We start from the raw sequence: 24,414 nt of genomic DNA, 5'->3' as shown, positions 1-24,414 counted from the left end.
ATACGCTTGCGGTCCGAATCCTGGGGGAAGCAAGATGAAAGCAAGACTGAAGTGGGTGGACGGCGTGTGTTTCATGGGCGAAACCGGCAGCGGCCATGCGGTGGTGATGGACGGCGCGCCGGAAGGCGGCGGCCGCAACCTCGGCCCGCGACCGATGGAATTGCTGCTGCTGGGCACCGCCGGCTGCACCAGCTATGACGTGCTGAACATCCTGAAGAAGTCGCGCCAGGACGTGCGCGACTGCTGGGTGGAGATGGACGCCGAGCGCGCCGACAGCGATCCGAAAGTGTTCACCAAGATCCACTTCCACTTCGTGGTGGTCGGCCGCGAGCTGAAGGCGGACGTGGTGGAGCGCGCCATCAAGCTGTCGGCGGAGAAATACTGCTCCGCCTCGATCATGCTCGGCAAGACCGCCGACATCACGCACGATTTCGAGATCCGCAGCGACGACTGAGCCTGCTGACCGATTGCGGCCAACCCTGGCCGCCTTGCCAGTGCCAACGCCACCCTTGCCGGTGGCGTTGCCGTTTCCGCTGTGCGGCGGCAAATCTTGCCGCCTTGCCGTTGCCGGCAGGCCCTGCCTGGCTGGGAATTTCGGCTGATGCCGGCAAAACTTGAGCGCTGGCGGGGTTTTTTTGCTTGGCACAGTTCATGCTTGGGTAATGCCAACTTAATGGACGACCGACCATGCTCGACAAGATTTCCGATCACCTCAATTTCTTCCAGCAGTCTCTGGGCCTGCGAGCCAAGAAGGCGGAAGTGATTGCCAGCAACATCGCCAACGCGGACACGCCTGGCTACAAGGCGGTGGATTTCGATTTCGGCAAGGCGTTGCAAGGCCAGCTGCGCGCATCGCAAAGTGGCCTGGCGCTGACTACCAGCAACGAGCGCCATCTGGCGGCCCAGGGCCACGCCAGCGCTACTGATGGCGGTCTGCAGTATCGCAGCGCGGTACAGCCCAGCCTTGACGGTAACACCGTCGACATGGATGTCGAGCGCGCCGCGTTTACCGACAACGCGATGAAATACCAGTCCACGCTGACCTTCCTCAACCGGAGAATCAGCGGGCTGATGGACGCAATCAAGGGTGGGCAATAACCATGTCGCTGTCTAATGTCTTCAATATTGCCGGCTCGGCGCTGACGGCACAGTCGATGCGTCTGAACCTGGTGGCCAGCAATATCGCCAACGCGGAAAGCGCGACCAGTTCCACCGGCGAGCCGTTCCGCGGCCGTCACGCCGTGTTCACCGCCACGCCGGTGACCGTCGACATGCCGCAGGTGGCCGGGGTGCGGGTGACCTCCATCGTCGAGGATACCTCGCCGTTCCGCCTCAAGTACGAACCGGGCCACCCGCTGGCCGACGAGCGCGGCTACATCAAGATGCCCAACGTCAATCCGGTGGAAGAAATGGCCGACATGATTTCCGCTTCGCGCTCCTACCAGACCAGCGTCGAAGTAATGAATACCGCAAAGACCCTGCTGCAAAAAACCTTGCAGCTTGGCCAGTAACCGTTAGAGGTCTCGCATGGCAACCGTAAATAGCGCCACCGGCATCGACTACGAGTCGTTCAACGTCGCCAGCAACAAGGCGGCCAGTAATGCCGAAGACATCCAGAACCGCTTCCTGAAGCTGCTGACCACGCAGTTGAAAACCCAGGACCCGTCGAACCCGATGGACAACGCGCAGATGACCAGCCAGATGGCGCAGATCAGCACCGTCAGCGGTCTGGAAAGCGTCAACCAGTCGATCAAGGCGCTGTCGGACAACCAGTCCGCCAGCCAGTCGCTGCTGGCAACGCTGATGATCGGCCGCTACGCGCTGATCCCGGGCAACGAAGTCAACCTCAGTGGCGGCGCGGCCAAGGCGGTGGTGGATTTCCCGCAGTCGGCCAGCGACGCGGTGCTCACCATCAAGAACGCCGCCGGCGTGGTGGTCAACGAGATCAAGCTTGGCGCGCAGACGGCCGGCCAAATGACGTTCGGCTGGGACGGCAAGAACGAGGCCGGTGTGCAGCAGCCGGACGGCCAGTACTCGGTCTCGATCAAGGCGGTAAACGGTTCGGTGGCGGTGGACGCCAAGATCCTGAACCCTGTCAAGATCAGCAGTGTGGCGATCGACAAGGGCGTTTCTTCATTGGTGCTGGAAAACGGCAAGCGGATGTCGATGAGCGACGTGACGCAACTTATCTAAGACATTCCGGTTAGGCATTCGGGGGATAGAACATGGGTTTCCAGCAAGGTTTGAGTGGTTTGAATGCGGCGTCCAAGCAATTGGATGTCATCGGTAATAACATTGCCAATAGCAGCACCATTGGCTTTAAAAGCTCGCGCACGGAATTTAGTGATTTGTATGCCAGTACACTGGCTGCGACTGTAAATACCCAGTCTGGCATAGGCGTACAGACCGTAGCCGTCTCGCAGCAGTTTCAGCAAGGCAATATCACCAGCACAAATAATCCGTTGGACATGGCGATTTCCGGCAACGGCTTTTTCCGGGTAACCAGCGACAATACGCCTAATGGCGGCATCGAGGCGTTTTCCCGCAACGGCGAATTCAAGCTGGACAAGGAAGGCTATATCGTCAACAACGGCTACTACCTGAACGGCTATCGCATGGTCAACGGCGTGAAGACCGGTGCCGAACAGCCGCTGCAGGTGTCCACCATCAACAGCGGCATTGCCAAGGCAACTGGTGCAGTGGGCGAGCGCGGCATCGACTGGAGCTTCAACCTGGATGGCAGTGCCAAGGTAATAGATCCGGCGGTCAAGCCGTTCGACTCGCTGGACGCGACGACCTACTCCTATACCAGCGGCGCCAAGTTCTACGATAACTACGGCAACGTGCATACCGTGTCGGTGTACTTTGCCCGTCGTGCCCCGACCATCGATCCAGTGGTCCCGGCCACCGTGCCGCCGTCGACTCTGGATGTGAACAACTGGGACGTGTATCACGCCGTAGACGGCACCCTGGTGGCTGGCGCGCCGACCCAGGTCAAGTTTGACCAAGCCGGTCAGCTGACTGCGTGGTCGGACAACACCATTACAATTGCCGCCGATACCAGTGCCGCCAGCGCCCATCCACAGTTCGATATCGACTTTACCGGCAGCACCCAGTTCAGCGGTGACTTCAGCGTCGCCAGTCAAGTGGTTGGTGGCTATGCGGCTGGCAAGTTTACCGGTGTTAGTGCCGACTCTACCGGGGTGATCTATGCCAAATACACCAACGGCATTACCGAGCCGATCGGTCAGCTCACACTGTACAACTTCGCCAACATCCAGGGCCTGACGCCAAATGGCGGTAACCGCTGGCTGTATACCAGCGACGCCGGTGCCCGCAGCATGGCTGATCCCAACGCTGGCGGCATGGGCTCTATCAAGTCGTCGGCACTGGAGGAGTCCAACGTCGATACCACTGCCGAGCTGGTGAACATGATTGTGGCGCAACGTTTTTATCAGGCCAACGCGCAGACAATCAAGACCCAAGACACTATCATGCAGACCCTGCTCAACCTGCGTTAATGCGGGTTGAAATGCTAAGCGCGGAGAGACGGATTCATGGATAAGGTGCTGTATCTGGCAATGAACGGGGCGAAGCAGGTCGCATGGCAGCAGGCGACCACGTCCAACAACCTTGCCAACATCCATACCAACGGCTTCAAGGCCGATCTGGCGTCTTTCCGGGCGCTGCGCGTGGTTGGCGACGGTGCACCGACGCGCACCTACCAGGTCGACAATACCGTCGGTCACGACATGAGTCAGGGTTCGCTGCAGCAGACCGGCAACGAAAGCGATTTTGCGCTGGCGACGCCGGGCTTCTTTGCGGTAGAGGCGCCGGGTGGCGGCGAGGCCTACACTCGCGACGGTGGCTACATCGTCGATACCGAAGGCGTGATGCGTACCCGTTCCGGCTTGGCGATCCAGGGTGAGGGCGGCCAGATCGTGGTACCGCCGGGCTCGCGGATCACCCTTGGCATCGACGGCACCGTGTCTGCCACTCCCAGTGCAGGCGCCGACCGTACCGTTCAGGTGCTGGGCCGCATCAAGCTGGTCAATCCGGGCGATCGGGCTGTGTACAAGGGCGATGACGGCCTGTTCCGCCAGCACGACGGCCAGGACGCGCCGGCTGCGGCCAACGTGCAGCTGAAAAGCGGCTTCCTGGAGGCCAGCAACGTCAATGCGGTCGAGAGTCTGGTGCAAATGATCAGCCACTCCCGCCATTACGATCTCAATATCAAGCTGATGCAGACGGCGGAGCAGAATGCCCGCCAGGCGACAGAATTGCTGTCGATTAACGGCTAACGAAGCGATAACAGGATAACAATATGATTCGTGCCTTGTATGTGGCCAAGACCGGTATGGATGCCAGCCAGTTCAAGCTGGACGTGGTCTCCAACAACCTTGCCAACGTGAACACCAAGGGCTTCAAGCGCTCCAATGCCATTTTTGAAGACCTGTACTACCAGACCCTGCGCCAGCCCGGTGCCCAGCTGTCGAACGGCAACGTGCTGCCGACCGGCCTGCACGCCGGCACCGGTGCCGCGCCGGTGGCCACCGCGCGGGTGCACACCCAGGGCGAGATGATCCGCACCGAGCAGTCGCTGGACATGGCGATCTCCGGCGACGGTTTCTTCCGTATCCAGCAGACCGACGGCACCATCGCCTACACCCGCAACGGCGAGTTCAAGCGCAACAACGAAGGCCTGGTGGTCAATGCCGCGGGCCTCGCACTGGACCCGGCGATCACCATCCCGGCGACCGCTACCAAGATCACGCTGTCGCCGGAAGGTCTGCTGGAGTATTTCGATGCCGGGGCGACGACCGCTACCGGTTCGTTCCAGATCAACACCGCCACCTTCATCAATCCGCAAGGGCTGGAGAGCATCGGCGGCAACCTGTATCTGGCGACCGGCGCCTCCGGCGATCCGATCGAGGGCCAGCCCGGCCTCGATGGTCGCGGCACCATTTCGCAGGGTTTTGTCGAGGGCTCCAACGTCAACGTGACCGAAGAGCTGATCAACATGATCACCGCGCAACGTTCCTACGAGATCAACTCGCGTGCGATCAAGACCGCAGACGAAATGCTGCAGAAGCTGACCCAGCTCTAAGTCTAAGGAGTAGTCCATGAAGCGCCTGCCGAATCTCGTGTTGCCGCTGTGTTCGGCATTGCTGCTGGCCGCTTGCGCGGTACAGACGGCACCGATCACGCATCAGCCGATGGCGGTGCGGCCGCAGCCGCAGCCGGCACAGCTGCCGGCCGACGGCTCCATTTTCCAGGCTGCCAGTTACCAGCCACTGTTCGAGGACAAGGTGCCGGTGCGCGTCGGCGACATCCTGACCGTTACCATTCGCGAAAACAACAGCTCCAGCAGTAAGGAAGAGAGCGATGGCAAGCGCGATTCGGCGATCAATGGCGGCATCAATGCCGGCGTGTCGCTGCCGTTCTTCCCTGGTGCCATCGAGAAGAAACTGGGCGGAGCCAGCCTGAGCGGTAGTGGCACCGCCAGCGAGAAAGGCTCCAGCAGCAATACCAACAGCAGCTCCTTCAATGCCTCCATCACCGTCACCGTGATCGACGTTTATCCCAACGGCAACTTGCTGGTCAGCGGCGAGAAGCAGATGAAGATCAACGGCGAGCACGAGTTCATCCGCCTGTCCGGCGTGGTCAATCCGCGCGACATCAAGCAGGGCAACAACGTCGAATCGACGCGGCTGGCCGATGCCCGCATCGAGCAGATCAACCAGGGTCGCAGCCGTGCGTATAATGACACCGGCTGGCTGCAGAAAGTCTTTCTGTCACTGCTGCCGTTTTAAGGGATAAGCGATGTCGCGTTTTGTCGTGGTGGTTTGCCTGGCGTTGTTTGCCAGCCCGCTGTTTGCCGCACAGAAAATCAAGGAGCTGGCCAGCGTGGCCGGCGTGCGCTCCAACCCGCTGATCGGCTATGGCCTGGTGGTCGGCCTCGACGGCAGTGGCGACAAGGCCAGTGCCTCGCCGTTCACCGGCCAGTCGCTGGGCAATATGCTGAACCAGCTCGGAGTACAGATCCCGTCGGGCATGAAGGTCGACCCGAAAAACGTGGCCGCGGTGAGCCTGACCGCAACCCTGCCGCCGTTTGCACGGCGCGGTCAGTCGCTGGACATCACGGTGTCGTCGATCGGTGACGCCAAGAGCCTGCGCGGCGGCACCTTGCTGCTGTCGCCGCTGAAGGGTATCGACGGCCAGATCTACGCGCTGGCACAGGGTAATGTGGTGGTCGGCGGTGCCGGTGCTGCCGCCGGTGGCAGCAAGACGCAGATCAATCACCTCAGCGTTGGCCTCATTCCGTCGGGGGCGACGGTCGAGCGCGAGCTGCCAGCCTCGCTGGGCATGGGCGACATGGTGGCGCTACAACTGCTGGAGTCGGACTTCACCACCGCCAACCGTGTGGTGCAGGCAATCAACCGCGAGCTGGGCGGCCAGACGGCGCGCGCGTTGGACGGCCGCCAGATCGAGGTGCGGGCGCCGCAGGATAGCAATGCACGCATCCAGTTTCTGTCGCGGCTGGAAAATATTGCCGTCGAGGCGGCAGAAGTTTCCCCCCTGGTGATCATCAACGCCCGCACCGGCTCCATCGTGATGAACAAGGCGGTGCGCATCGACCCGTGCGCGATTGCCCACGGCAACCTGTCGGTGACGGTCAACAGCACCTCGACGGTGAGCCAACCGCCACCGCTGAGCGGCGGCCAGACGGCAATCACCCGCAAGGCCGACGTCAGCGTCAGTGCCGACGGCAGCAAAGTGGTGAATATTCCCGGCGGTGCTTCGTTGTCGGAGGTGGTCGGCGCCCTGAATTCGGTCGGTGCCACGCCGCAGGATCTGATTTCCATCCTGCAGGCGATGAAGGCTTCCGGCTCACTGAAGGCGGAATTGCAGATCATCTGATCAGCAAGGTTGGCCGCAAGCCACAGACAAGGCGATGTCCCGACGGGCATCGCCTTTTTTGCTGGCCTGATTCTTGCTGTAATTCCCGCATCTGTGTCTGTTTAGCGTTCCTGCCATGCAAGTTTCCCGTGATGCCAGCAATCAGTTAGCGATCGATCCCAATGCGACCGAGCGCCTGTCTTCCCTTGCACGCAGCAATCCGAAGGAAGCGATCCGGCAGGTTGCCAGCCAGTTCGAGGCCATTCTGCTCAACCAGATGATGGCGTCGATGCGCAGCAACGGTTTCGACGGTGAAGAGGATTCCTCGGAGCTGGGCACCTATCGCGGCATGCTCGACCAGCAGATGGTCAACGCGATGGTGCAGGGCGGTGGGACCGGGCTGGCCGAGATGCTGGCGCGCCAGATCGAGGGCGTGGCGCGGATAGACCGGACGGCGACGCCGGCCGCCAGCAGCGGCATGCTGCCTCTGCCGGCGCTGCCCGCCACGGCGGCAAAAGCCATCCGCCAGTACGCGGAAGCCGCCGGCACCGCCGCGCCGGCTCCGGCTCCGGCTCCGGTGGCGATCCCGACTGAGCGGCAGGCATTTGTCAGCACCCTGTTGCCGCATGCGGCGGCGGCGGCAGAGCGGCTCGGCGTGGCGCCGGAGTTGCTCGTTGGCCACGCCGCGCTGGAAAGCGGCTGGGGCAGCCGCAGCATCCGCCATCCGGATGGCCGCGAGAGCTACAACCTGTTCGGCATCAAGGCCGGCGGTTCGTGGCGCGGCGAGTCGGTGGCGACCCTGACCACCGAGTACGTCGACGGCAAGGCACGCAAGCAGGTGGAGTCGTTCCGCTCCTACCCGAGCCTGCAGGCGGCATTCGACGATTACGCCAAGTTGCTGGAAGGCAGCAGCCGCTACCAGCGCGCACTGAATCAGGGTGATGACGCGCAGGGCTTTGCCGTAGCGCTACAGCAGGGCGGCTACGCCACCGATCCAGCGTATGCGCGCAAACTGGCCGGCGTCGCCCAGTCCCTGCTGTCGCGCTAAAGTTCGGACACCTGGCTGCCGATAAAGAACAAGGGAGAGTGATTCATGAGCGGGATTTTCAGTATTGGCATCAGTGGCCTCAATGCGGCACGCGCGGCATTGGACGTGACCAGCCACAACATCAGCAACGTCAATACCGATGGCTACAACCGCCAGCGTCTTTCCCAGAGTGCGGCGACGCCGCAGTTTGTTGGCTACGGTTACGCCGGCCGCGGTGTCGACCTGTACGCGGTGTCGCGGCTGTACGACGGCTTCATGGAAGAGCAGCTGCAGAATGTCACCGCGTCCAGTAGTGGCTTCCAGACCCAAGCCACCGCCCTCGTTGATATCGACAACCTGATTACAGACGGCAATGCAGGCCTTTCCAATGTGATGCAGGGTTTCTACACCAGCCTGCAGACCCTGAGCCAGCAGCCGACCTCCATCGCTGCGCGGCAATCGGTGATCAGCCAGGCCGAGTCGTTGTCCGGCCGTTTCCAGTCGATGAACACGCGCATGGAAGAGGTGCGCAACGGCCTGATCAACCAGATCAATACCTCGGTGGACGGGGTCAACTCCTACGCCAAGCAGATTGCCGCCCTCAACGAGCAGATCATTTCCCTGGATCAGGGAGAGGGACGCGCGCCCAACGACCTGCTGGATCAGCGCGATACGCTGGTGCGCGACCTGAACAAGCTGATCAAGACCGACGTAGTCCAGCAATCTGACGGCATGTACAGTGTCTATGTCGGTCAGGGCCACCCGCTGGTAATCGGTGAGACCAGTTACGAAATGACCATGACGCGCGGCGCACCGGCGCAGCCGGAAGATCCTGAAGCGCCGTCACTGGCGATCAAACTGCCGGGCACCAACAACACGGTGGTGCTCAATTCGCAGCTGATCGCCGGTGGTAGTATCGCCGGTGCCATGACGACGCTGAATTACGACGTTACCCGGGTGCAGACCGACCTTGGCCGCATGGCGGTCGAGTTTTCCGACGCGATGAACCGGCAGCAGGCGCTGGGGGTCGACCTGAGCGGCCAGCCGGCCAGTACCCCGATGTTTGCCGACCTGACGTCGTTCCGGACGGATGCGGAGAATGCGACTACGCCGGCCGGCGAGGCCAAGGCGATGCGTGACGCGCTGCGCCGTTTTGCCGTTGCGATGCAGGAGCCATCACAGCTGGCGGTCGCCTCCGGTATCCAGGCTGGTGCCGCCGTGCCGGTCAACCCGGCCGAGGTGCCGGGCGGCAAGCCGTCCATTTCGGCGATCTGGCAGGTATCCAATCTGTCGCCGGCGGCCAACCCGCTTTTGCCAGCGGCGCCGGCGCTGGCATTGAACTATATCCCGGGTAGCACACCGCCGTTTGAGGCGGACTTCGGCGGCACCATCGTGCCGGTGACCCAGTCGGCAAGCCAGACCGGCGTTTACGAATTCACCCTCGCCAGCGGCCAGCATATCGCCTTCAAGTTCGAGGGGCAGGCGGCAAGCAACCAGACCATCGCGGTGACGCCGCGCACCGGCGCCGCCGGCGAATCGGCGCAGCTGGACAACGCCAACCTGCTGGAAATGGCGCGCTTGCAAACCCGGCCACTGATGGCGGCTACACCCAACTCTACTTCCACCTTTCTGCCGGCCGTGGGCGCCGCGCGCACTGGCAGCCTGCAGTCTTTCTATGGTCAGACCGTCAGCTACGTCGGTAGCCGCACCAATGTGGTACAGGTGAGCCAGAAGGCGCAGGAAGCGGCGTTGCAGGAAGTAAAATTGAAGAGGGAATCGTTCTCCGGCGTCAATCTCGACGAGGAAGCAGCGAATCTTATACGCTATCAACAGGCCTACCAGGCATCGAGCAAGGTCATTCAGGTGGCACAGGAAATGTTCCAGTCGCTGCTGGATCTGCGCTGATAGTTTTCAGAGGGTAAGGTAATGAGAGTCAGCAGCAACACCCAGTACATCATGGGCACCTACAACCTGCAGAGCAAGGGTTCCCAGCTCAATCGCCTCAACGAGCAGCTGTCAACGCTGAAACGCATCAACCGGGCGTCAGACGATCCGGTGTCGGCAGCAGCGCTGGTCGATGTCAGCCAGTCCAAGTCGATGACTACGCAGCAGTCCAGCAATGCCAAGGCGGCTGCCTCCCAACTGGCGATTACCGATGCCATCCTCGGTAATGTCACCGACACCGTCATATCGATCAAGACCCTGGCGGTGCAGGCTGGCAATACGTTGCTGACCAACGAGGACCGGCGGGCGATTCAGAATGAGATGCGCGAGAAAGCGAAAGAGCTAATAGCGTTGGCTAACAGCACTGACGGCGCGTCCAACTACATCTTTGGCGGTACCGACAAGAGCCAACCGCCGTTTACGCTGACCATCCAGGCGACCGCGCCGCAGCTGGACATCAACTACCAGGGCAATGACCAGCGCCAATATATGGCGATCTCGTCCAGCCGTGAGATTGCGGTGACCGAGCCCGGCTCCTTGGTCTTCGGCCGCACTTCTACACCTCCAGTCCCGATTCCTCCGGCCTTGTCGGCCCCGCCGACCTCGGCCGGCAACGAGCTGTGGCAATCGTTGTCGGTGTTCGATGGTGCGCTGTCGGTCGGCCCGGTGGATCCCAACTACGTCGCCAATATGGCTGCGGTGATTCAGGGGCTGGATGACGGTCTGTCACAGGTATTGGCCAGTCGTGCCTCGCTCGGATCGCGCATGCAGGAGACTGACTCGCTGATCGAGATGGGGGATGCGCTGAACGTGCAGTACGCGTCGCAGATCAGCAACCTGGAAGACCTGGATCTGGCCAAGGCGGTGTCCGATTTCGAGATAGCCAGGACAGCGCTGGAAGTGACGCAGAAAACCTTTGCCCAAGTGAAGAACCTGTCCCTGTTCAACTACCTCTGATCGCACCATGCAAACCATCCTCGCCCAACTGATCGCTTTTGATACCACCAGTCGTGAGTCCAACCTGGCCCTGATCCGGTGGGTGAAGGACTATCTGGCGCAGTTTGGCGTGGACAGCACGCTGACCTTTTCCGATGCCGGCGACAAGGCCAACCTGTTCGCGGTGATCGGGGGTCCGGCGTTGCCGATCGTGGTGCTGTCCGGGCACACCGATGTGGTGCCGGTCGACGGCCAGGTTTGGCAGAGTGACCCTTTTGTCATGAGCGAGCGCGAGGGCCGTCTCTACGGTCGCGGCAGCTGCGACATGAAAGGCTTCATCGCCTGCGTGCTGTCCCTGGTCGAAGAGTGGACAAGGTTGGCCGCAGCCGGCCAGCTGCAGCGCGCCATCGGTATCGCTCTGTCTTATGACGAGGAGGTCGGCTGCCTGGGCGTCGGGCGCCTGATTGCCGACCTGCAGCAGCGCCAGCTGCCAATCGAGGGTTGCATCATCGGCGAGCCGACCATGATGCGGCCGGTGATCGCGCACAAGGGCATTGCACACTACCGTTGCCGCGTGCTCGGTCGCGCTGCGCACTCCTCGCTGACGCCCAAGGGCGTCAATGCCATCGAGTATGCCGCCAAGCTGATCGTGCACATCCGCAAGCTGGCCGATGCCGAGCAGAGTTTCGGTATGCGCCAGGCGCTGTATGACGTGCCGTTCACCACCTTGCAGACCGGCGTCATTCACGGCGGCACCGCGGCCAACATCGTGCCCAAGGATTGCGAGTTCGTGTTCGAGTGCCGCTGGTTGCCGGGTGATAATCACCAGCGCTTCGTCGACTCGGTGCGCGACTACGCGGCACTGCTGAGCGCGGAGATGCAGCAGGTGGCGCCGGAGGCGGCGATCAGCTTCGAGCCGCTGGTCAACTGCCCGCCGTTCGAATCGGACGCCGACAGCAGCGTGCGCCAGCATGTCGACGCGCTGTGCCACGGCTGCCGTGGCGAGGCGGTGGCCTACACCACCGAGGCCGGCCGCTTTGCCGAGGCCGGCATTGCCGCGGTGGTGTGCGGCCCCGGTTCGATCGAGCAGGCGCACCGTCCCGACGAGTATGTCGAACTCGGGCAGCTGGCGCTGTGCCGCGACTGGCTGTTGCGGCTGACCGGGCGCCTTGTGTGTCCGGCGGGGCTGTAAGCGCCTGTTCACGATCTGCTGCGCTTCGGCGATACTGCGTTGAAAACGGCTTCGGAATGCTCATTGACCCCATGTCAACTCCGCTTCCTCAGCCGTTTTCGCCTTGTCTCGCTCTAGCTCGCTAGATCATGAACACGCTCTAAGAATCTTCTTTACTGTCTTTCGTTCCCCCTTCAAAATCCCGACCCTCCATTGCGGTGGAGAGTGATGCCCGCGCCGTTATCCACGGCGGCGGGCTTGTTGTCATTTCAAGGTGGGACAAACCATGAAACAAACTACGCAACCCGTGACACCCGCGGGTCAGGCTCGGGATGCCTTTACCAGCAGCTTCGGCGTGCTGGCGGCGACGCTCGGCTCCGCGGTCGGGCTGGGCAATATCTGGAAGTTTCCTTATGTCACCGGTGCCAACGGCGGCGCCGGTTTCCTGCTGGTCTACCTGCTGGCCACGCTGCTGGTCGGCCTGCCGGTGATGATTGCCGAGATCATGCTCGGCCGCAAAGCCAAGGCCGATGCGGTCACCACCCTGCGGGTGCTGGCACCGGCCGGACAGTACTGGTGGCTGATCGGCGCCTCCGGCGTGCTGGCGGCGTTTCTGATCCTGTCGTTCTATTCCGAAGTGGCGGGCTGGGTGTTCGCCTACGTGTTCAAGGCCATCGGCGGCGATATCCTGAGCAAGGATCCGGCGCAGACCTCGGCCGCGTTCGGTGCGCTGGTGTCCGATCCGCTGCAGTCGCTGCTGTGGCAGTGGGGCGTGCTGCTGTTCATCGGCGGCATCCTGTTGCTGGGCGTGGCCAAGGGTATCGAGGCGGTCACCAAGAAGCTGATGCCGGTGCTGTTCATCCTGTTGCTGGTGCTGGGCGTGCGCAGCCTGATGCTGCCGGGCGCGGCGCAGGGGCTGGCCTTCCTGTTCGCCCCCGATTTCTCCAAGATCACCGCCGAAGTGGCGCTGATCGCGATGGGCCTGGCGTTCTTCAAGCTGTCGATCGGCATGGGCACCATGATGACCTACGGCAGCTATTTCCGTGACGACCAGAATATTCCGGCCACCACGGTGCGGGTGATGAGCGCCGACCTGTTCGTGTCGATGCTGGCCGGCATCGTGGTGTTCCCGGCGGTGTTCACCTTCGGCTTCAAGCCGGAAGCCGGGCCGTCGCTGCTGTTCATCACCATTCCGGCGGTGTTCGCCAGCATGCCGATGGGGCACCTGTTCATGGTGCTATTCTTCGTGCTGTCGGCGGTAGCGGCCACCGGTGCGATGCTGTCGCTGCTTGAGGTGCCGGTGTCGGTGATGGTGGGCCGTTTCGGCATCAGCCGTGCCAAGGCGACGTTGATCAACCTGTTGCTGCTGGGCGTGATCGGTTCTAGCTGCGCGCTGTCCAATAGCGTGCTGGCCGACGTCAAACTGTTCGGCATGACCTTCTTCGACTTGTTCGATTTCGTGTCGTCGTCCATCCTGTTACCGATAGGCGGCATCTTCATCTGCCTGTTCGTGTCCTGGGTGTGGGGCAAGGACAAGATGATGGCGGCGCTGTCGAACGAGGGTGTGCTGCACAACCGTGTCGTGGTGCAGCTGCTGTATGGCTTGCTGAAATACGTGACCCCGCTGCTGATCCTGCTGGTGATGCTGAAGGGGCTGGGGCTGCTGTAATACGGCGGGGCATGCGCGGCCGTGTCGGCGATCTAACCAACAGGACACGCGGGAGCGGGAGAAGAGGATGGCGGGCCGATTGCTGATCAGTGCCGTTGCCGCAGCCAGTGGCGGTGCGCTGTTACTGTTTCTGGCGCAGCCGCGCCTGCCGGTGGCGGAGTCCGTGTTTCCGCCGGATCGCAATGGCGACCTGCTGCGTGACGACGTCGGCGACATGATTGCCGCGCGCTTTGCCGGCAATGCAGCAGCGTTTGCCGCCAGCAGTCAGCTGGCGCGGGCGTGGCAGCGCGCGGTGCGGCAGACCGATCCGGCGAGGCTGGGGCCGGAGGTGACGCAGGTGCGTTACGCGATGTCCTGTGTGCTGGGCGAGCAGACGCTGGGCAAGGCCCGCGTCGATGCCCAGACCATGCTGCACTTCCTCGACCAGCTGCATGCGCGGATGTTCGATACCCCGGCGCGGCGCCAGCTGTGGCTGCAGTACGAACGCCGCGCCAGCCGCATCCCGCACGGGGAAACGCCGCTCAATCCCTGCCGTTTCGACATCGCGGCACTGGCGGGCTGAACCGGTCGCGTCGTGAAGCAAACGTTGGCCGCAAGCTGTTGCGGCCAACGTTTTTTTATTCGCTTTTCGGGCGCAGGGCGGCGAGGGCCGCCTTTTGCATTTCCAGGGTGCGCAGCTGCATCGACAGCGCACCGAGGTTCATGGTGAGCCAGGTTTCCACCACGCGCAGCTCGGCCATGCGGCGGTCGATTTCCTCTTCGCTCATCGGCGGCAGGAAGGGCTGCGCCCCCGGCGGGGTTGCGCTTTGCATCATCTGGCGGAACAGGGCGAACGGATCGGCAGGATTGAAATCGGCGCTCATCGGAATCTCCACAAGGTTGGCCGCAACATAAAAAAACGGGTGAACATGACGTTCACCCGTTCAGTATAACCACTATCGGCGTTTAGCCATTTGCTTGTACATCCACCGCGGCCAGGGCCACCATGTTGACAATGCGGCGTACCGAGGAGATCGGAGTCAGGATGTGCACCGGCTTGGCCATGCCCATCAGGATCGGGCCGATGGTCACGCCATCGGACGCCGAAACACGCAGCAGGTTGTAGCTGATGTTGGCCGCTTCCACGTTCGGCATCACCAGCAGGTTGGCCGCGCCCTTCAGCGTGCTGTCCGGCATCGCCTGTTGGCGGATGCTTTCGATCAGCGCGGCATCGCCCTGCATTTCGCCGTCGATTTCCAGTTCCGGATGCGCTTCCTGTACCAGAGCCAGCGCGTCGCGCATTTTGCAGGCGCCTTCCGAGTTCCAGGTACCGAAGCTGGAGTTGGACAGCAGGGCCACTTTCGGGTTGATGCCGAAGCGGCGTACCGACTGTGCCGCCATCTCGGTGATCGCTGCCAGCTGCTCGGCGTCCGGGTTCGGGTTCACGTAGGTGTCGGCGATGAAGATGTTGCCGGTCGGCAGGATCAGCGCGTTCATCGCACCGGCCACCTTGTCCTGGCGGGCATAGCCGATCACGTTCTCGATGATGTCGAAGTGCTGGCGATACGGGCCGTAGGTGCCGCAGATCATGGCATCCGCTTCACCGCGACGCACCATCAGCGCGGCGATCAGGGTGGTGTTGCCGATCACGCGGCGACGCGCCTGTTCCTGCGACACGCCCTTACGCTTGCTCAGCTCGTAGTACTCTTTCCAGTATTCGGCAAAGCGAGGATCGGACTCGTTGTTGACCAGATCGAAGTCGACGCCGGCGCTCATCTTCAGACCGAGGCGCTCGATACGCTTCTCGATCACGCTCGGACGGCCGATCAGGATCGGGTAGGCCAGACCTTGCGAGATGATTTCCTGGGTCGCGTGCAGCACGCGCTCGTCTTCACCTTCGGCCAGTACCACGCGTGCCTTGGCTTTCTTCGCCTGGGTGAATACCGGCTTCATGAACAGGTTGGTTTTGTACACGAACTGTGCCAGTTGCTCGACATAGGCATCCATGTCGGCGATCGGGCGGGTGGCAACGCCGGAGTCCATCGCGGCCTGGGCCACGGCCGGGGCGATCTTCACGATCAGGCGCGGGTCGAACGGCTTCGGAATCACGTATTCCGGGCCGAAGGACAGCTCCTGGTCACCGTAGGCGGTAGCCACTACGTCGTTCTGCTCGGCCATGGCCAGATCGGCGATGGCGCGCACGGTGGCCAGCTTCATCTCTTCGTTGATGGTGGTGGCGCCCACGTCCAGCGCACCACGGAAGATGAACGGGAAGCACAGTACGTTGTTCACCTGGTTCGGGAAGTCGGAACGGCCGGTACCGATGATGGCGTCCGGGCGAACTTCCTTCACCAGCGGCGGCAGGATTTCGGGTTCCGGGTTGGCCATGGCCAGGATCACCGGGTTGGCGGCCATGGACTTCACCATGTCCTGGGAAACCAGTTTCGGGCCGGACAGACCCATGAAGATGTCGGCGCCGACCATGGCGTCCGCCAGCTTGCGCTGGCCGTTGTCCGGGATGGCGAAGCGTTTCTTCGATTCGTCCATCTTGTCGTCGCGGTCCTGGTAGATCACACCCTTGGAGTCGCAGACGGTGATGTTTTCGCGTTTCACGCCCAGCGCTACCAGCAGCTCCAGGCAGGCGATGGCGGCGGCGCCGGCGCCGGAGGCCACCACGCGTACGCTGCCGATGTCCTTGTCCACCAGGCGCAGCGAGTTCAGCACTGCGGCGGCGGCCACGATGGCGGTGCCGTGCTGGTCATCGTGGAACACCGGAATGTTCATGCGCTCGCGGCACTTCTTCTCGATGTAGAAGCATTCCGGAGCCTTGATGTCTTCCAGGTTGATGCCGCCGAAGGTCGGCTCCATCGCACAGATGATGTCGACCAGTTTGTCCGGGTCGTTCTCGTTCAGCTCAATGTCGAACACGTCGACGCCGGCAAATTTCTTGAACAGCACACCCTTGCCTTCCATCACCGGCTTGCCGGCCAGCGGGCCGATATTGCCCAGACCCAGCACGGCGGTACCGTTGGTGACCACGGCAACCAGGTTGCCACGGGCGGTGTACTTGTAGGCGTTCAGCGGATCTTCAACGATCGCGTCGCATGGTGCTGCCACACCTGGCGAGTAGGCAAGGGCCAGGTCGCGCTGGGTGGCCAGCGGCTTGGTAGGGGCGACCTGGATCTTGCCCGGCTGTGGGAACTGGTGGAAATCGAGTGCGGCTTGGCGCAGTTGCTCGTCCATTCTGTTGGCTCCTGATTATTATTTCATGAGGGTGTGGAGAGGGCTGACATTATAGGGCCAACCCTCGGGTGCAGGCTATGCCATGTCGGACAAAAAACGCGACGGGGAGGTTCCGTCGCGTTTTGCGGCCAACAGGCTTGTTACATCATGCCCAGGGTCTTGGGCAGCCACAGCGAGATCATCGGCACATAGGTCACCAGACCGAGGAAAACCAGCATGGTCAGCAGCCACGGCCAGACTGCCACCGTCAGCTCGGTGATGCCCATCTTGGTGATGCCGGAGGCCACGTACAGGTTCAGACCGACCGGCGGATGGCACATGCCGACTTCCATATTGACTACGATCAGGATGCCGAAGTGCACCGGGTCGATACCCAGCTGCATTGCCACCGGGAACAGGATGGGCGCGAAGATCAGCACGATGGACGACGGCTCCATCACGTTGCCGGCCAAGAGCAGGATCACGTTCACCGCCAGCAGGAAGGCGATCGGGCCGAGACCGGCGTCGATCAGCCAGCTGGCCATCGCCTGCGGGATGCCTTCGCTGGTCATCAGGAAGGAGAACAGCACCGCGTTGGTGATGATGTACAGCAGCATGGCAGACATGCTGGCCGAATCGAGCAGCACCTTGGGCACCTGCTTCAGCGTCAGATCCTTGTAGATGAACACGGCGACAATGAAGGCGTACACGGCGGACATCGCGGCGGCTTCGGTCGGGGTGAAGATGCCAGTGTAGATACCGCCGATCACCACCACGATCAGGAACAGGCCCCACATCGACTCGCGCAGTGCCTTGATGCGTTGCTTGAAGGTCGCCTTGGGCAGGCGCGGGTAGTTGAACTTGCGCGCCCGGTACCAGGTGGTGAGGCCCAGGAAGCCCGCCAGCATCAGGCCCGGAATCACGCCGGCCATGAACAGCTGGCCCACCGAGGTGTTGGTGGCCACCGAGTACATCACCATCACGATGGACGGCGGGATCAGGATGCCCAGCGCGCCGGAGGTGGTAATGACGCCCGCGCCGAAGCTGTTGGGGAATCCCTGCTTCACCATCGCCGGCAGCAGGATGGAGCCGATGGCCACCACGGTGGCCGGGCTGGAGCCCGATACCGCGGCAAACAGCGCGCAGGCCACCACGCCGGCAAGCCCGAGGCCGCCATGCCAGTGGCCGACCATGGACGAGGCGAAGTTGATCATCCGCCGCGCCACGCCGCCGTGGGTGAGGAAGTTACCGGCGAGGATGAAGAACGGAATCGCCATGATCTCGAACTTCTCAATGCCGGTGAACAGCTTGAGTGCCACCGCCTCGATCGGCACTTCGGTCATGGTGAACAGGAAGGTCAGTACCGTCAGGCCGAGCGAGATGGAGATCGGCATACCGGTCAGCATCAGCACCAGCAGCAGGCCGAAAATGATGAGGGCGCTCATGGCTTGCCTCCTTTATTGCTTACGTCGTGCGGATGCAGGTTGTCGTCCATGGAGAACCAGTTGCTGTCTTCGGTGACGTCGTCCATGCCTTCGACATGGCTGTGGTCGTGCTTGGGCAGCTCGCCGGTCTTGAGGAAATTGACCATCACCTGCAGGAAGCGGAAGCACATCAGGTAGGAGCCGCAAGGCACGGCGAGGTAGACCAGCCACATCGGCAGTTCCAGGTCGGCCGAGGTCTGTTCGGTGTGGCCGATTTCCCAGACAAAGGTGGCGCCCAGGGTGCCGACGATGCCGGTGAACAGCGCGCCGGCCAGCAGGCCGATCACGATGAACTTGGCGCGGTTCTTGTCGGACAGCTTGTTGATCAGCACGTCGACGCCGACGTGGATGCCGGTGCGCACGCCGTAAGCGGCGCCGAATTTGGCCATCCACACGAACAGGTAGATGGTGAGTTCCTGCGCCCAGCTGGTGTGAATGTGCGCGAGATAGGGTTGAAGTGACTCGATGCCGCTGCCGTAACGGTGCACCACTGCAAAGAACGTGATCAGTGTTGCCGCCGCCATCAGGGTTGCAATCAGCCACTCCTCGAGATGGTCGAGGAATTTCATGATAGTGACTCCGGTTAAGACAAAGGTTGGCCGCATGCCAGGCAGGAAATGCGGCCAACCTTCAGTCAGTCAGGGATGGTTCAGTTCGGGGTGTAGCCGGTCTGTTTGTAGATCAGCTGAACCAGGCCTTCGCCGATGCGGTCATCCATCTTGGTGTGCACGGGCACCAGTGCCTTCTTGAAGGCAGCGCGTTCCGCGGCGGTCGGCACATAGACCTGGGTCTTGCCGGAGGCCTTGATCTTGGCCAGATCGCTTTCGTTTTCCTGCTGGGCGATCTTGTTGGCGTAGACGGTGGCCTCCTTCATCGCGCCATCCAGTGTGGTGCGGATGTCGGCCGGCAGGCCGTCCCAGAACTTCTTGTTCACGATCACCGCGTAGCCCAGGTAGCCGTGATTGGTCACGGTGGCGTACTTCTGCACTTCGTGCATTTTCTGCGTCAGCATGTTGGACGGCGGATTCTCGGTGCCGTCCACCACGCCGGTCTGCAGCGCCTGATAGGTCTCGGAGAAGGCCATCACCTGCGGCATGGCGCCCAGCGCGCGCATTTCTTCTTCCAGCACCTTGGACGACTGGATGCGCATCTTCAGGCCCTTGAAGTCGGCAGGTGACTTCAGCGGCTTGTTGGCGGAGAAAATCTTGAAGCCGTTGTCCCAGTAGGCCAGGCCCTTGATGCCCTTGTTTTCGAGCTTGGCCAGCAGCTGCATGCCGATCGGCCCCTGGGTGACCTTGTGCAGTTCGTCGTAGTTGTCAAAGATGTACGGCAGATCGAACACCTCGAATTCCTTGGCGCCCAGCGGGCCGAACTTGGCCAGGGACGGGGCCAGCATCTGCACTGCGCCCAGCTGCAGCGCTTCCAGCTCTTCCTTGTCCTTGTACAGCTGGCTGTTGGGGAATACCTGCACCTGAACGCGACCCTTGGTGCGCTGTTCGGCCAGCTTCTTGAAGTATTCGGCGGCTTTGCCCTTCGGGGTGTCCTGTGCCACCACATGGCTGAACTTGATCACGAAATCGGCGGCGTGGGCTGCGCCGGCCAGGCCGAAAGTGGCGCCAATCACAAGGGCTGCATATTTCAGTTTCATCTCGGTACTCTCCTGTTATTTGTCGTGTTGTGCGTGTTATCGTCCGTGTCAGACAAGCGGACTGTTCACCCGATCAACATTAGTTCCCGCGATGGGGGCTTGCCATTGGGGACTTCCGCATTGGGGTTTTCCCTAATGATTGATCGTGCTTGCCTCAGGTCCCCCGTATGCGTGTCATCGATACTCCCCCCTTGAAAACCTCGCCCCGCCTGCTGTGGCTGGGGGTGGCGCTGACCCTGGTTGCCTTGCTGGCCGCGCTGGCCGGGCTTTATTCCGTGGTCTATCGCGACTGGGTGGACGAGCAGCGCGACAGCCTGGTGCAGGAGTTGCTGTGGCTGGAGCAGAGCCTGCGTCTGCATCTGGAAGGGCATCAGCAGACGGTGGAGAGCATGACGCCGGATCTGCAGGGCGGCGAAGCGGGGCAGCAGCGTTTTGTCGCCGCCGCCAGCCTGTTGCGGCGCGAGAGCCGCGAGATCGCGGAAGTGCAGTGGGTGGATGGCCGCGGCCGCGTGCTGCTCGATGCCAATGGTGTGGCCAACGGTGGCCAGCAGCTGGATGGCGGCAGCTACGACGCGCTGTGGCGCGCCGAGCGTCTGAAACGGCCGGTGTTCGGCGCGCCGTACCGTGCCGCGGACGGCAAATACCGTTTTGATCTGGCGGTGCCGGTGCTGGTGCACGGCCGCTATCAGGGCGGGGTGCGCATCGTCTACGACATGGCGGGGCTGCTGAACCACCAGGTGCCGTGGTGGATCGCCTCGCAATACCACATCAGCGTGGTGGATCTGGAGGGCAAGGCGCTGGCCAGCAAGTTCGAGCAGACGCCGCCGCGCAACACGCTGTTCCACCAGATCAGTTTCGATCCGCCGGGCTACGGTCTCAGCCTGCGCGCGGTCAGCTACCGCGCCGGTGTCGGGCTGGCGCTGCCGGTGCTGTCCAGTTTCATCGGACTGCTGACGCTGGCGTTGCTGTATTCGCTGTGGCGCATCCGTGGCCATGTGCGCGAGCGGGCGCAGGCAGAAAAGGCGTTGCAGCACGAGATGATGCTGCGCCAGGCGATCGAGAGCAGCATGAAGAGCGGGCTGCTGGCGCTGGATTTGCGTGGCCGGATCGTGCACGTCAACCGCGCCTTCTGCGAGCTGACTGGGCTGGAGGCGGCCGAGCTGGTCGGCCAGTCGCCGCCGTATTCCTTCTGGCCACAGGAAGAGGAGGCGTTGTTGCAGGCGGCAATGCAGGCGGTGCTAAGTGGCGAATTGCCAGAGCACGGCTTCGAGCTGCCGTTCTGCCATCGCGACGGCGAGCGCTTCGAGGTGCGCTTTTACGCCACGCCGCTGCGCGGCAATGACGGGCGTCATAGCGGCTGGGTGGCGTCGCTGTACGACATCACCGAGCTGAAGAAGAAGCGGTTGGCGCTCAACTATTCGCACCAGCGCTTCCTGACGGTGCTCAACGGTCTCGACGTCGGCCTGTGCGTGGTCGATGGTGCCAGCTTGCAGCTGTTGTACGCCAATCCGGCCTTTGCCGAGATGTGGGCTCAGTTCGAGCCGACGGGGGCGTACTGCCCGATGCTGCCGGGGCTGGCCAGTACGACGCCGGCGGAACGCATGTCGCTGGAGTTCTCGCCGGATCACGACGAGCACTGGTTCCAGCTGCAGTACCGCAAGATCAGCTGGGTCAACGAGGAGGAGGCGTGGCTGGCGATGCTGGTCGACGTTACCGAGCAGCGTCAGCGCGACGAACGGGCGCGAACGCAGGACGAGCGCTTCCAGACCACCTCGCGCCTGATCGCGATGGGCGAGATGGCGTCCAGTCTCGCGCACGAGTTGAACCAGCCGCTGACCGCCATCTCCACCTACGCCGCCGGGGTGTCGCGGCGGCTGCCGGAGGCGGTACAGCAGCAGTATGGCGTGCTGGAGGCAATCCAGGCCATCGTGCAGCAGGCGCGCCGCGCCGGGCAGATCGTCAACAGCATCCGCGCCTTCGTCAAGAAACACGCGCCGCAGCTGGAGAGTGCCGATCCCGACCTGTCGGTGTCGCGCGCCCATGCGCTGGCGCTGCCGCTGGCGGAAAAGTACGGCGCCCAGTTGTTGTGGGAGCCGGGCAACAAGCCGGTGACGGTGCAGATGGATCCGGTGCTGATCGAGCAGGTGTTGCTCAACCTGATCAAGAACGCGGTGGAGGCGATGCGTGAGGCCGACGTGCGGCGGCCGCTGGTGGCGATCCGCACCGAGGCCGGCGAGCGCTTCTGGCGGGTGGAGGTCAGCGACAGCGGGCCGGGGCTGGCGCAGGAAGTGAAGGACAACCTGTTTACGCCGTTCTATTCCACCAAGCCGGACGGAATGGGCATCGGCCTCAACATCTGCCGCTCCATCGTCGAATTCCACCACGGCGAATTCGGCGTCAGCGACACGCTGGCCGGTGGCTGCGTGTTCTGGTTCACGCTGCCGCTGTCCGGCCACAACGGCGCGCAGTAGCCGGACGAGGGCAAAGGTTGGCCGCAATGGCTGCGGCCAACCTTGTGTCGCTCAGCCTGCCGGCGTCAGCACGGTGTCGTGGCAGGTGGCGTCGGTCTGCGGATAGTCGCGGCTGAAGTGCAGGCCGCGGCTCTCCTTGCGCAGCAGGGCAGAGCGCACGATCAGTTCGGCGGTCTGCACCAGGTTGCGCAGCTCGATCAGGTCGTTGCTGACGTGGAAGTGGCTGTAGTACTCGTTGATCTCTTCCGACAGCAGGTTGATGCGGTGCAGCGCCCGCTCCAGCCGCTTGTTGGTGCGAACGATGCCGACGTAGTCCCACATCGCGCGGCGCAGCTCGTCCCAGTTGTGCGAGATCACCACCTCTTCGTCCGGGTCGGTGACGCGGCTGTCGTCCCAGTCCGGAATCGCCGGCAGCGGCACCGTCTTCGACGCCAGGATGTTGGCCGCGGCCGCCTTGCCGATCACCATGCACTCCAGCAGCGAGTTGCTGGCCAGACGGTTGGCGCCGTGCAAGCCGGTGCAGGCGACCTCGCCGACCGCGTACAGGCCCTCCACATCGGTGCGACCTTCCAGGTCGGTGACCAGGCCGCCGCAGGTATAGTGCGCCGCCGGTACCACCGGAATCGGCTGCTGGGTGATGTCGATGCCCAGCTCCAGGCAGTGGGCGTAGATATTGGGGAAGTGCTCCTGGATGAAGCTGGCCGGCTTGTAGGAAATGTCCAGATACACGCAGTCGAGGCCGTGCTTCTTCATCTCGAAGTCGATGGCGCGCGCTACCACGTCGCGCGGCGCCAGCTCGGCGCGCTCGTCGTGCTGCGGCATGAAGCGGGTGCCGTCCGGCAGGCGCAGGATGCCGCCTTCGCCGCGTACCGCCTCCGAGACCAGGAACGACTTGGTGTGCGGGTGATACAGGCAGGTCGGGTGGAACTGGATGAACTCCATATTGCCGACCCGGCAGCCGGCACGCCAGCCCATGGCGATGCCGTCGCCGGTGGCGGTGTCCGGATTGGTGGTATAGAGGTAGACCTTGCCGGCGCCGCCGGAGGCGAGGATGGTATGGTTGGCCGCAATGGTCACCACCTCGTCCAGATCCTTGTCCAGTGCGTAGGCACCATAGCAGCGGTTCTCGCTGCGCCCCAGCTTCTTGCCGGTAATCAGGTCGACCGCAATATGGTTTTCCAGCACGCGGATACGCGGGTGAGCCTTGATCTTTTGGCCAAGGGTGGACGTCACCGCCGCGCCGGTGGCATCGGCGGCGTGGATGATGCGGCGATGACTGTGGCCACCCTCACGGGTCAGGTGAAAGCCGGTCTGGTGACTGGCATCCCGGGTGAACGGTACGCCGAGGTCCACCAGCCAGTCAATGGCATCCTTCGAATTCTCGACGATGAAGCGGGTGGTTTCTTCGTTGCATAGCCCGGCGCCGGCGATCAGCGTGTCATCGATATGCTTGGCGACCGAATCGCCGGTATCCAGCACTGCGGCTATACCACCTTGTGCATAAGAAGAACTGCCCTCCAGCAAATCCCGCTTGGTGATGAGGCCGACCTCGTAATGCTCGGCCAGATGCAGCGCCAGGGTCATGCCGGCCAGGCCGCTACCAATAATCAGGACATCAAACTTCAGTGTTGTCATTGTCGAATCGCTCTGAAACCGTGGTGAAAGCACGCGCTGAAACAAAAAAGCAAGATTAGCAGAATCGCCAGTCGCGTGCTGCACCACACCAAAGAATCGTTGCGGCCAACCTTTTTCATTTTTCTTGGCGGTGTACTGGTTGTGAAATCAACGACTTGCCGATTTTGTGCGATAAAGTGCGTGGCGGGATGTTGACGCCGGTAGCCGGCTTCGCTATAGTTCGTCTCCTCAGCTGACGCCGCAAACGAAACGCGACGCAGCACTGCTCTTTAACAAAACGAATAACCGATAGGTGTAAGTGTCTGGCCAAGCCAAATACTTGCACTGT

Annotated in this window: 23 protein-coding genes; 16 read left to right on the top strand and 7 right to left on the bottom strand. The window is 62.4% G+C overall.

What is annotated here, in order from left to right; genetic code table 11:
• Positions 1–34: 34 nt before the first annotated feature.
• The 15 genes from PQU96_RS06465 (at position 35) to PQU96_RS06395 (ending at position 14,209) form a co-directional block, all read left to right on the top strand.
• On the top strand, positions 35–454 hold the full coding sequence (locus PQU96_RS06465; protein WP_120811852.1) for an OsmC family protein: 420 nt from the start codon (positions 35–37) through the stop codon (positions 452–454).
• A gap of 233 nt (positions 455–687) precedes the next feature.
• On the top strand, positions 688–1,098 hold the full coding sequence (flgB, locus tag PQU96_RS06460; protein WP_272771449.1) for a flagellar basal body rod protein FlgB: 411 nt from the start codon (positions 688–690) through the stop codon (positions 1,096–1,098).
• Between the two features lie 2 nt (positions 1,099–1,100).
• Positions 1,101–1,511 carry a flagellar basal body rod protein FlgC gene (gene flgC / locus PQU96_RS06455; protein ID WP_272771448.1) on the top strand — a complete coding sequence of 137 codons (411 nt, stop codon included), beginning with the start codon at positions 1,101–1,103 and terminating at the stop codon, positions 1,509–1,511.
• A gap of 16 nt (positions 1,512–1,527) precedes the next feature.
• The gene (locus PQU96_RS06450; RefSeq protein WP_272771447.1) at positions 1,528–2,193 is read left to right on the top strand and encodes a flagellar hook assembly protein FlgD; all 666 of its coding nucleotides are present in this window, start codon (positions 1,528–1,530) and stop codon (positions 2,191–2,193) included.
• Positions 2,194–2,225: 32 nt separating this feature from the next.
• Positions 2,226–3,521: a flagellar hook protein FlgE gene (gene flgE, locus PQU96_RS06445; protein ID WP_272771446.1), complete on the top strand. Its 1,296-nt coding sequence runs from the start codon at positions 2,226–2,228 to the stop codon at positions 3,519–3,521.
• A 36-nt stretch (positions 3,522–3,557) separates the two neighbouring features.
• Positions 3,558–4,301, top strand: a complete 744-nt coding sequence (locus tag PQU96_RS06440) for a flagellar basal body rod protein FlgF (RefSeq protein WP_272771445.1) — start codon at positions 3,558–3,560, stop codon at positions 4,299–4,301.
• A gap of 23 nt (positions 4,302–4,324) precedes the next feature.
• Positions 4,325–5,107, top strand: coding sequence for a flagellar basal-body rod protein FlgG (gene flgG, locus PQU96_RS06435; RefSeq protein WP_272771443.1), 783 nt, complete (start codon positions 4,325–4,327; stop codon positions 5,105–5,107).
• Positions 5,108–5,123: 16 nt separating this feature from the next.
• On the top strand, positions 5,124–5,813 hold the full coding sequence (locus PQU96_RS06430) for a flagellar basal body L-ring protein FlgH (RefSeq protein WP_272771442.1): 690 nt from the start codon (positions 5,124–5,126) through the stop codon (positions 5,811–5,813).
• Positions 5,814–5,823: 10 nt separating this feature from the next.
• Complete coding sequence (locus tag PQU96_RS06425) at positions 5,824–6,921, top strand: flagellar basal body P-ring protein FlgI (RefSeq protein ID WP_272771441.1); 1,098 nt, start codon at positions 5,824–5,826, stop codon at positions 6,919–6,921.
• A gap of 115 nt (positions 6,922–7,036) precedes the next feature.
• Positions 7,037–7,948, top strand: a complete 912-nt coding sequence (flgJ, locus tag PQU96_RS06420) for a flagellar assembly peptidoglycan hydrolase FlgJ (protein ID WP_272771440.1) — start codon at positions 7,037–7,039, stop codon at positions 7,946–7,948.
• 45 nt (positions 7,949–7,993) lie between these two features.
• Entirely contained in the window at positions 7,994–9,832 is a 1,839-nt protein-coding gene (flgK, locus tag PQU96_RS06415; protein WP_272771438.1) for a flagellar hook-associated protein FlgK, read from the top strand.
• Between the two features lie 21 nt (positions 9,833–9,853).
• Positions 9,854–10,828 (top strand): flagellar hook-associated protein FlgL, encoded by a 975-nt coding sequence (flgL, locus tag PQU96_RS06410; protein WP_272771436.1) that lies wholly within the window; start codon positions 9,854–9,856, stop codon positions 10,826–10,828.
• 7 nt (positions 10,829–10,835) lie between these two features.
• The gene (gene argE / locus PQU96_RS06405; RefSeq protein ID WP_272771434.1) at positions 10,836–11,999 is read left to right on the top strand and encodes an acetylornithine deacetylase; all 1,164 of its coding nucleotides are present in this window, start codon (positions 10,836–10,838) and stop codon (positions 11,997–11,999) included.
• A 265-nt stretch (positions 12,000–12,264) separates the two neighbouring features.
• Positions 12,265–13,647 (top strand): sodium-dependent transporter, encoded by a 1,383-nt coding sequence (locus tag PQU96_RS06400; protein WP_272771433.1) that lies wholly within the window; start codon positions 12,265–12,267, stop codon positions 13,645–13,647.
• Positions 13,648–13,714: 67 nt separating this feature from the next.
• Entirely contained in the window at positions 13,715–14,209 is a 495-nt protein-coding gene (locus PQU96_RS06395; protein ID WP_272771432.1) for a hypothetical protein, read from the top strand.
• A 55-nt stretch (positions 14,210–14,264) separates the two neighbouring features.
• Here the strand turns inward: PQU96_RS06395 and PQU96_RS06390 are convergent, their stop codons facing one another.
• From PQU96_RS06390 to PQU96_RS06370, 5 genes are all read right to left on the bottom strand, one after another.
• Entirely contained in the window at positions 14,265–14,510 is a 246-nt protein-coding gene (locus PQU96_RS06390) for a PhaM family polyhydroxyalkanoate granule multifunctional regulatory protein (protein ID WP_272771431.1), read from the bottom strand.
• An 82-nt stretch (positions 14,511–14,592) separates the two neighbouring features.
• A complete protein-coding gene (locus PQU96_RS06385; RefSeq protein WP_272771429.1) occupies positions 14,593–16,869 on the bottom strand; it encodes an NADP-dependent malic enzyme in 2,277 nt (758 codons plus the stop codon).
• Between the two features lie 140 nt (positions 16,870–17,009).
• Complete coding sequence (locus PQU96_RS06380) at positions 17,010–18,293, bottom strand: TRAP transporter large permease (protein ID WP_272771427.1); 1,284 nt, start codon at positions 18,291–18,293, stop codon at positions 17,010–17,012.
• A complete protein-coding gene (locus tag PQU96_RS06375; RefSeq protein WP_272771425.1) occupies positions 18,290–18,901 on the bottom strand; it encodes a TRAP transporter small permease in 612 nt (203 codons plus the stop codon). Before PQU96_RS06375 ends, PQU96_RS06380 begins: the two co-directional genes overlap by 4 nt.
• Before the next feature lie 80 nt (positions 18,902–18,981).
• Positions 18,982–19,980 carry a TRAP transporter substrate-binding protein gene (locus tag PQU96_RS06370; RefSeq protein ID WP_272771424.1) on the bottom strand — a complete coding sequence of 333 codons (999 nt, stop codon included), beginning with the start codon at positions 19,978–19,980 and terminating at the stop codon, positions 18,982–18,984.
• Positions 19,981–20,171: 191 nt separating this feature from the next.
• Here PQU96_RS06370 and PQU96_RS06365 point away from each other — a divergent pair, with 191 nt between their 5' ends.
• On the top strand, positions 20,172–22,451 hold the full coding sequence (locus PQU96_RS06365; protein WP_272771423.1) for a PAS domain S-box protein: 2,280 nt from the start codon (positions 20,172–20,174) through the stop codon (positions 22,449–22,451).
• Between the two features lie 51 nt (positions 22,452–22,502).
• On the opposite strand, the gene nadB is transcribed toward PQU96_RS06365, so the two are convergent.
• Both nadB and PQU96_RS06355 read right to left on the bottom strand, forming a co-directional pair.
• The gene (gene nadB / locus PQU96_RS06360) at positions 22,503–24,086 is read right to left on the bottom strand and encodes an L-aspartate oxidase (RefSeq protein WP_272771422.1); all 1,584 of its coding nucleotides are present in this window, start codon (positions 24,084–24,086) and stop codon (positions 22,503–22,505) included.
• A gap of 115 nt (positions 24,087–24,201) precedes the next feature.
• Positions 24,202–24,414 (bottom strand): hypothetical protein (locus PQU96_RS06355; protein WP_272771421.1); only part of this gene is annotated, 213 nt, incomplete at its 5' end.

Source organism: Vogesella margarita (assembly GCF_028548475.1).
Classification (GTDB): Bacteria; Pseudomonadota; Gammaproteobacteria; order Burkholderiales; family Chromobacteriaceae; genus Vogesella; species Vogesella margarita.
The sequence above is the reverse complement of the archived record's forward strand: the minus strand, read 5'-3'. Positions and strand labels throughout refer to the sequence as shown.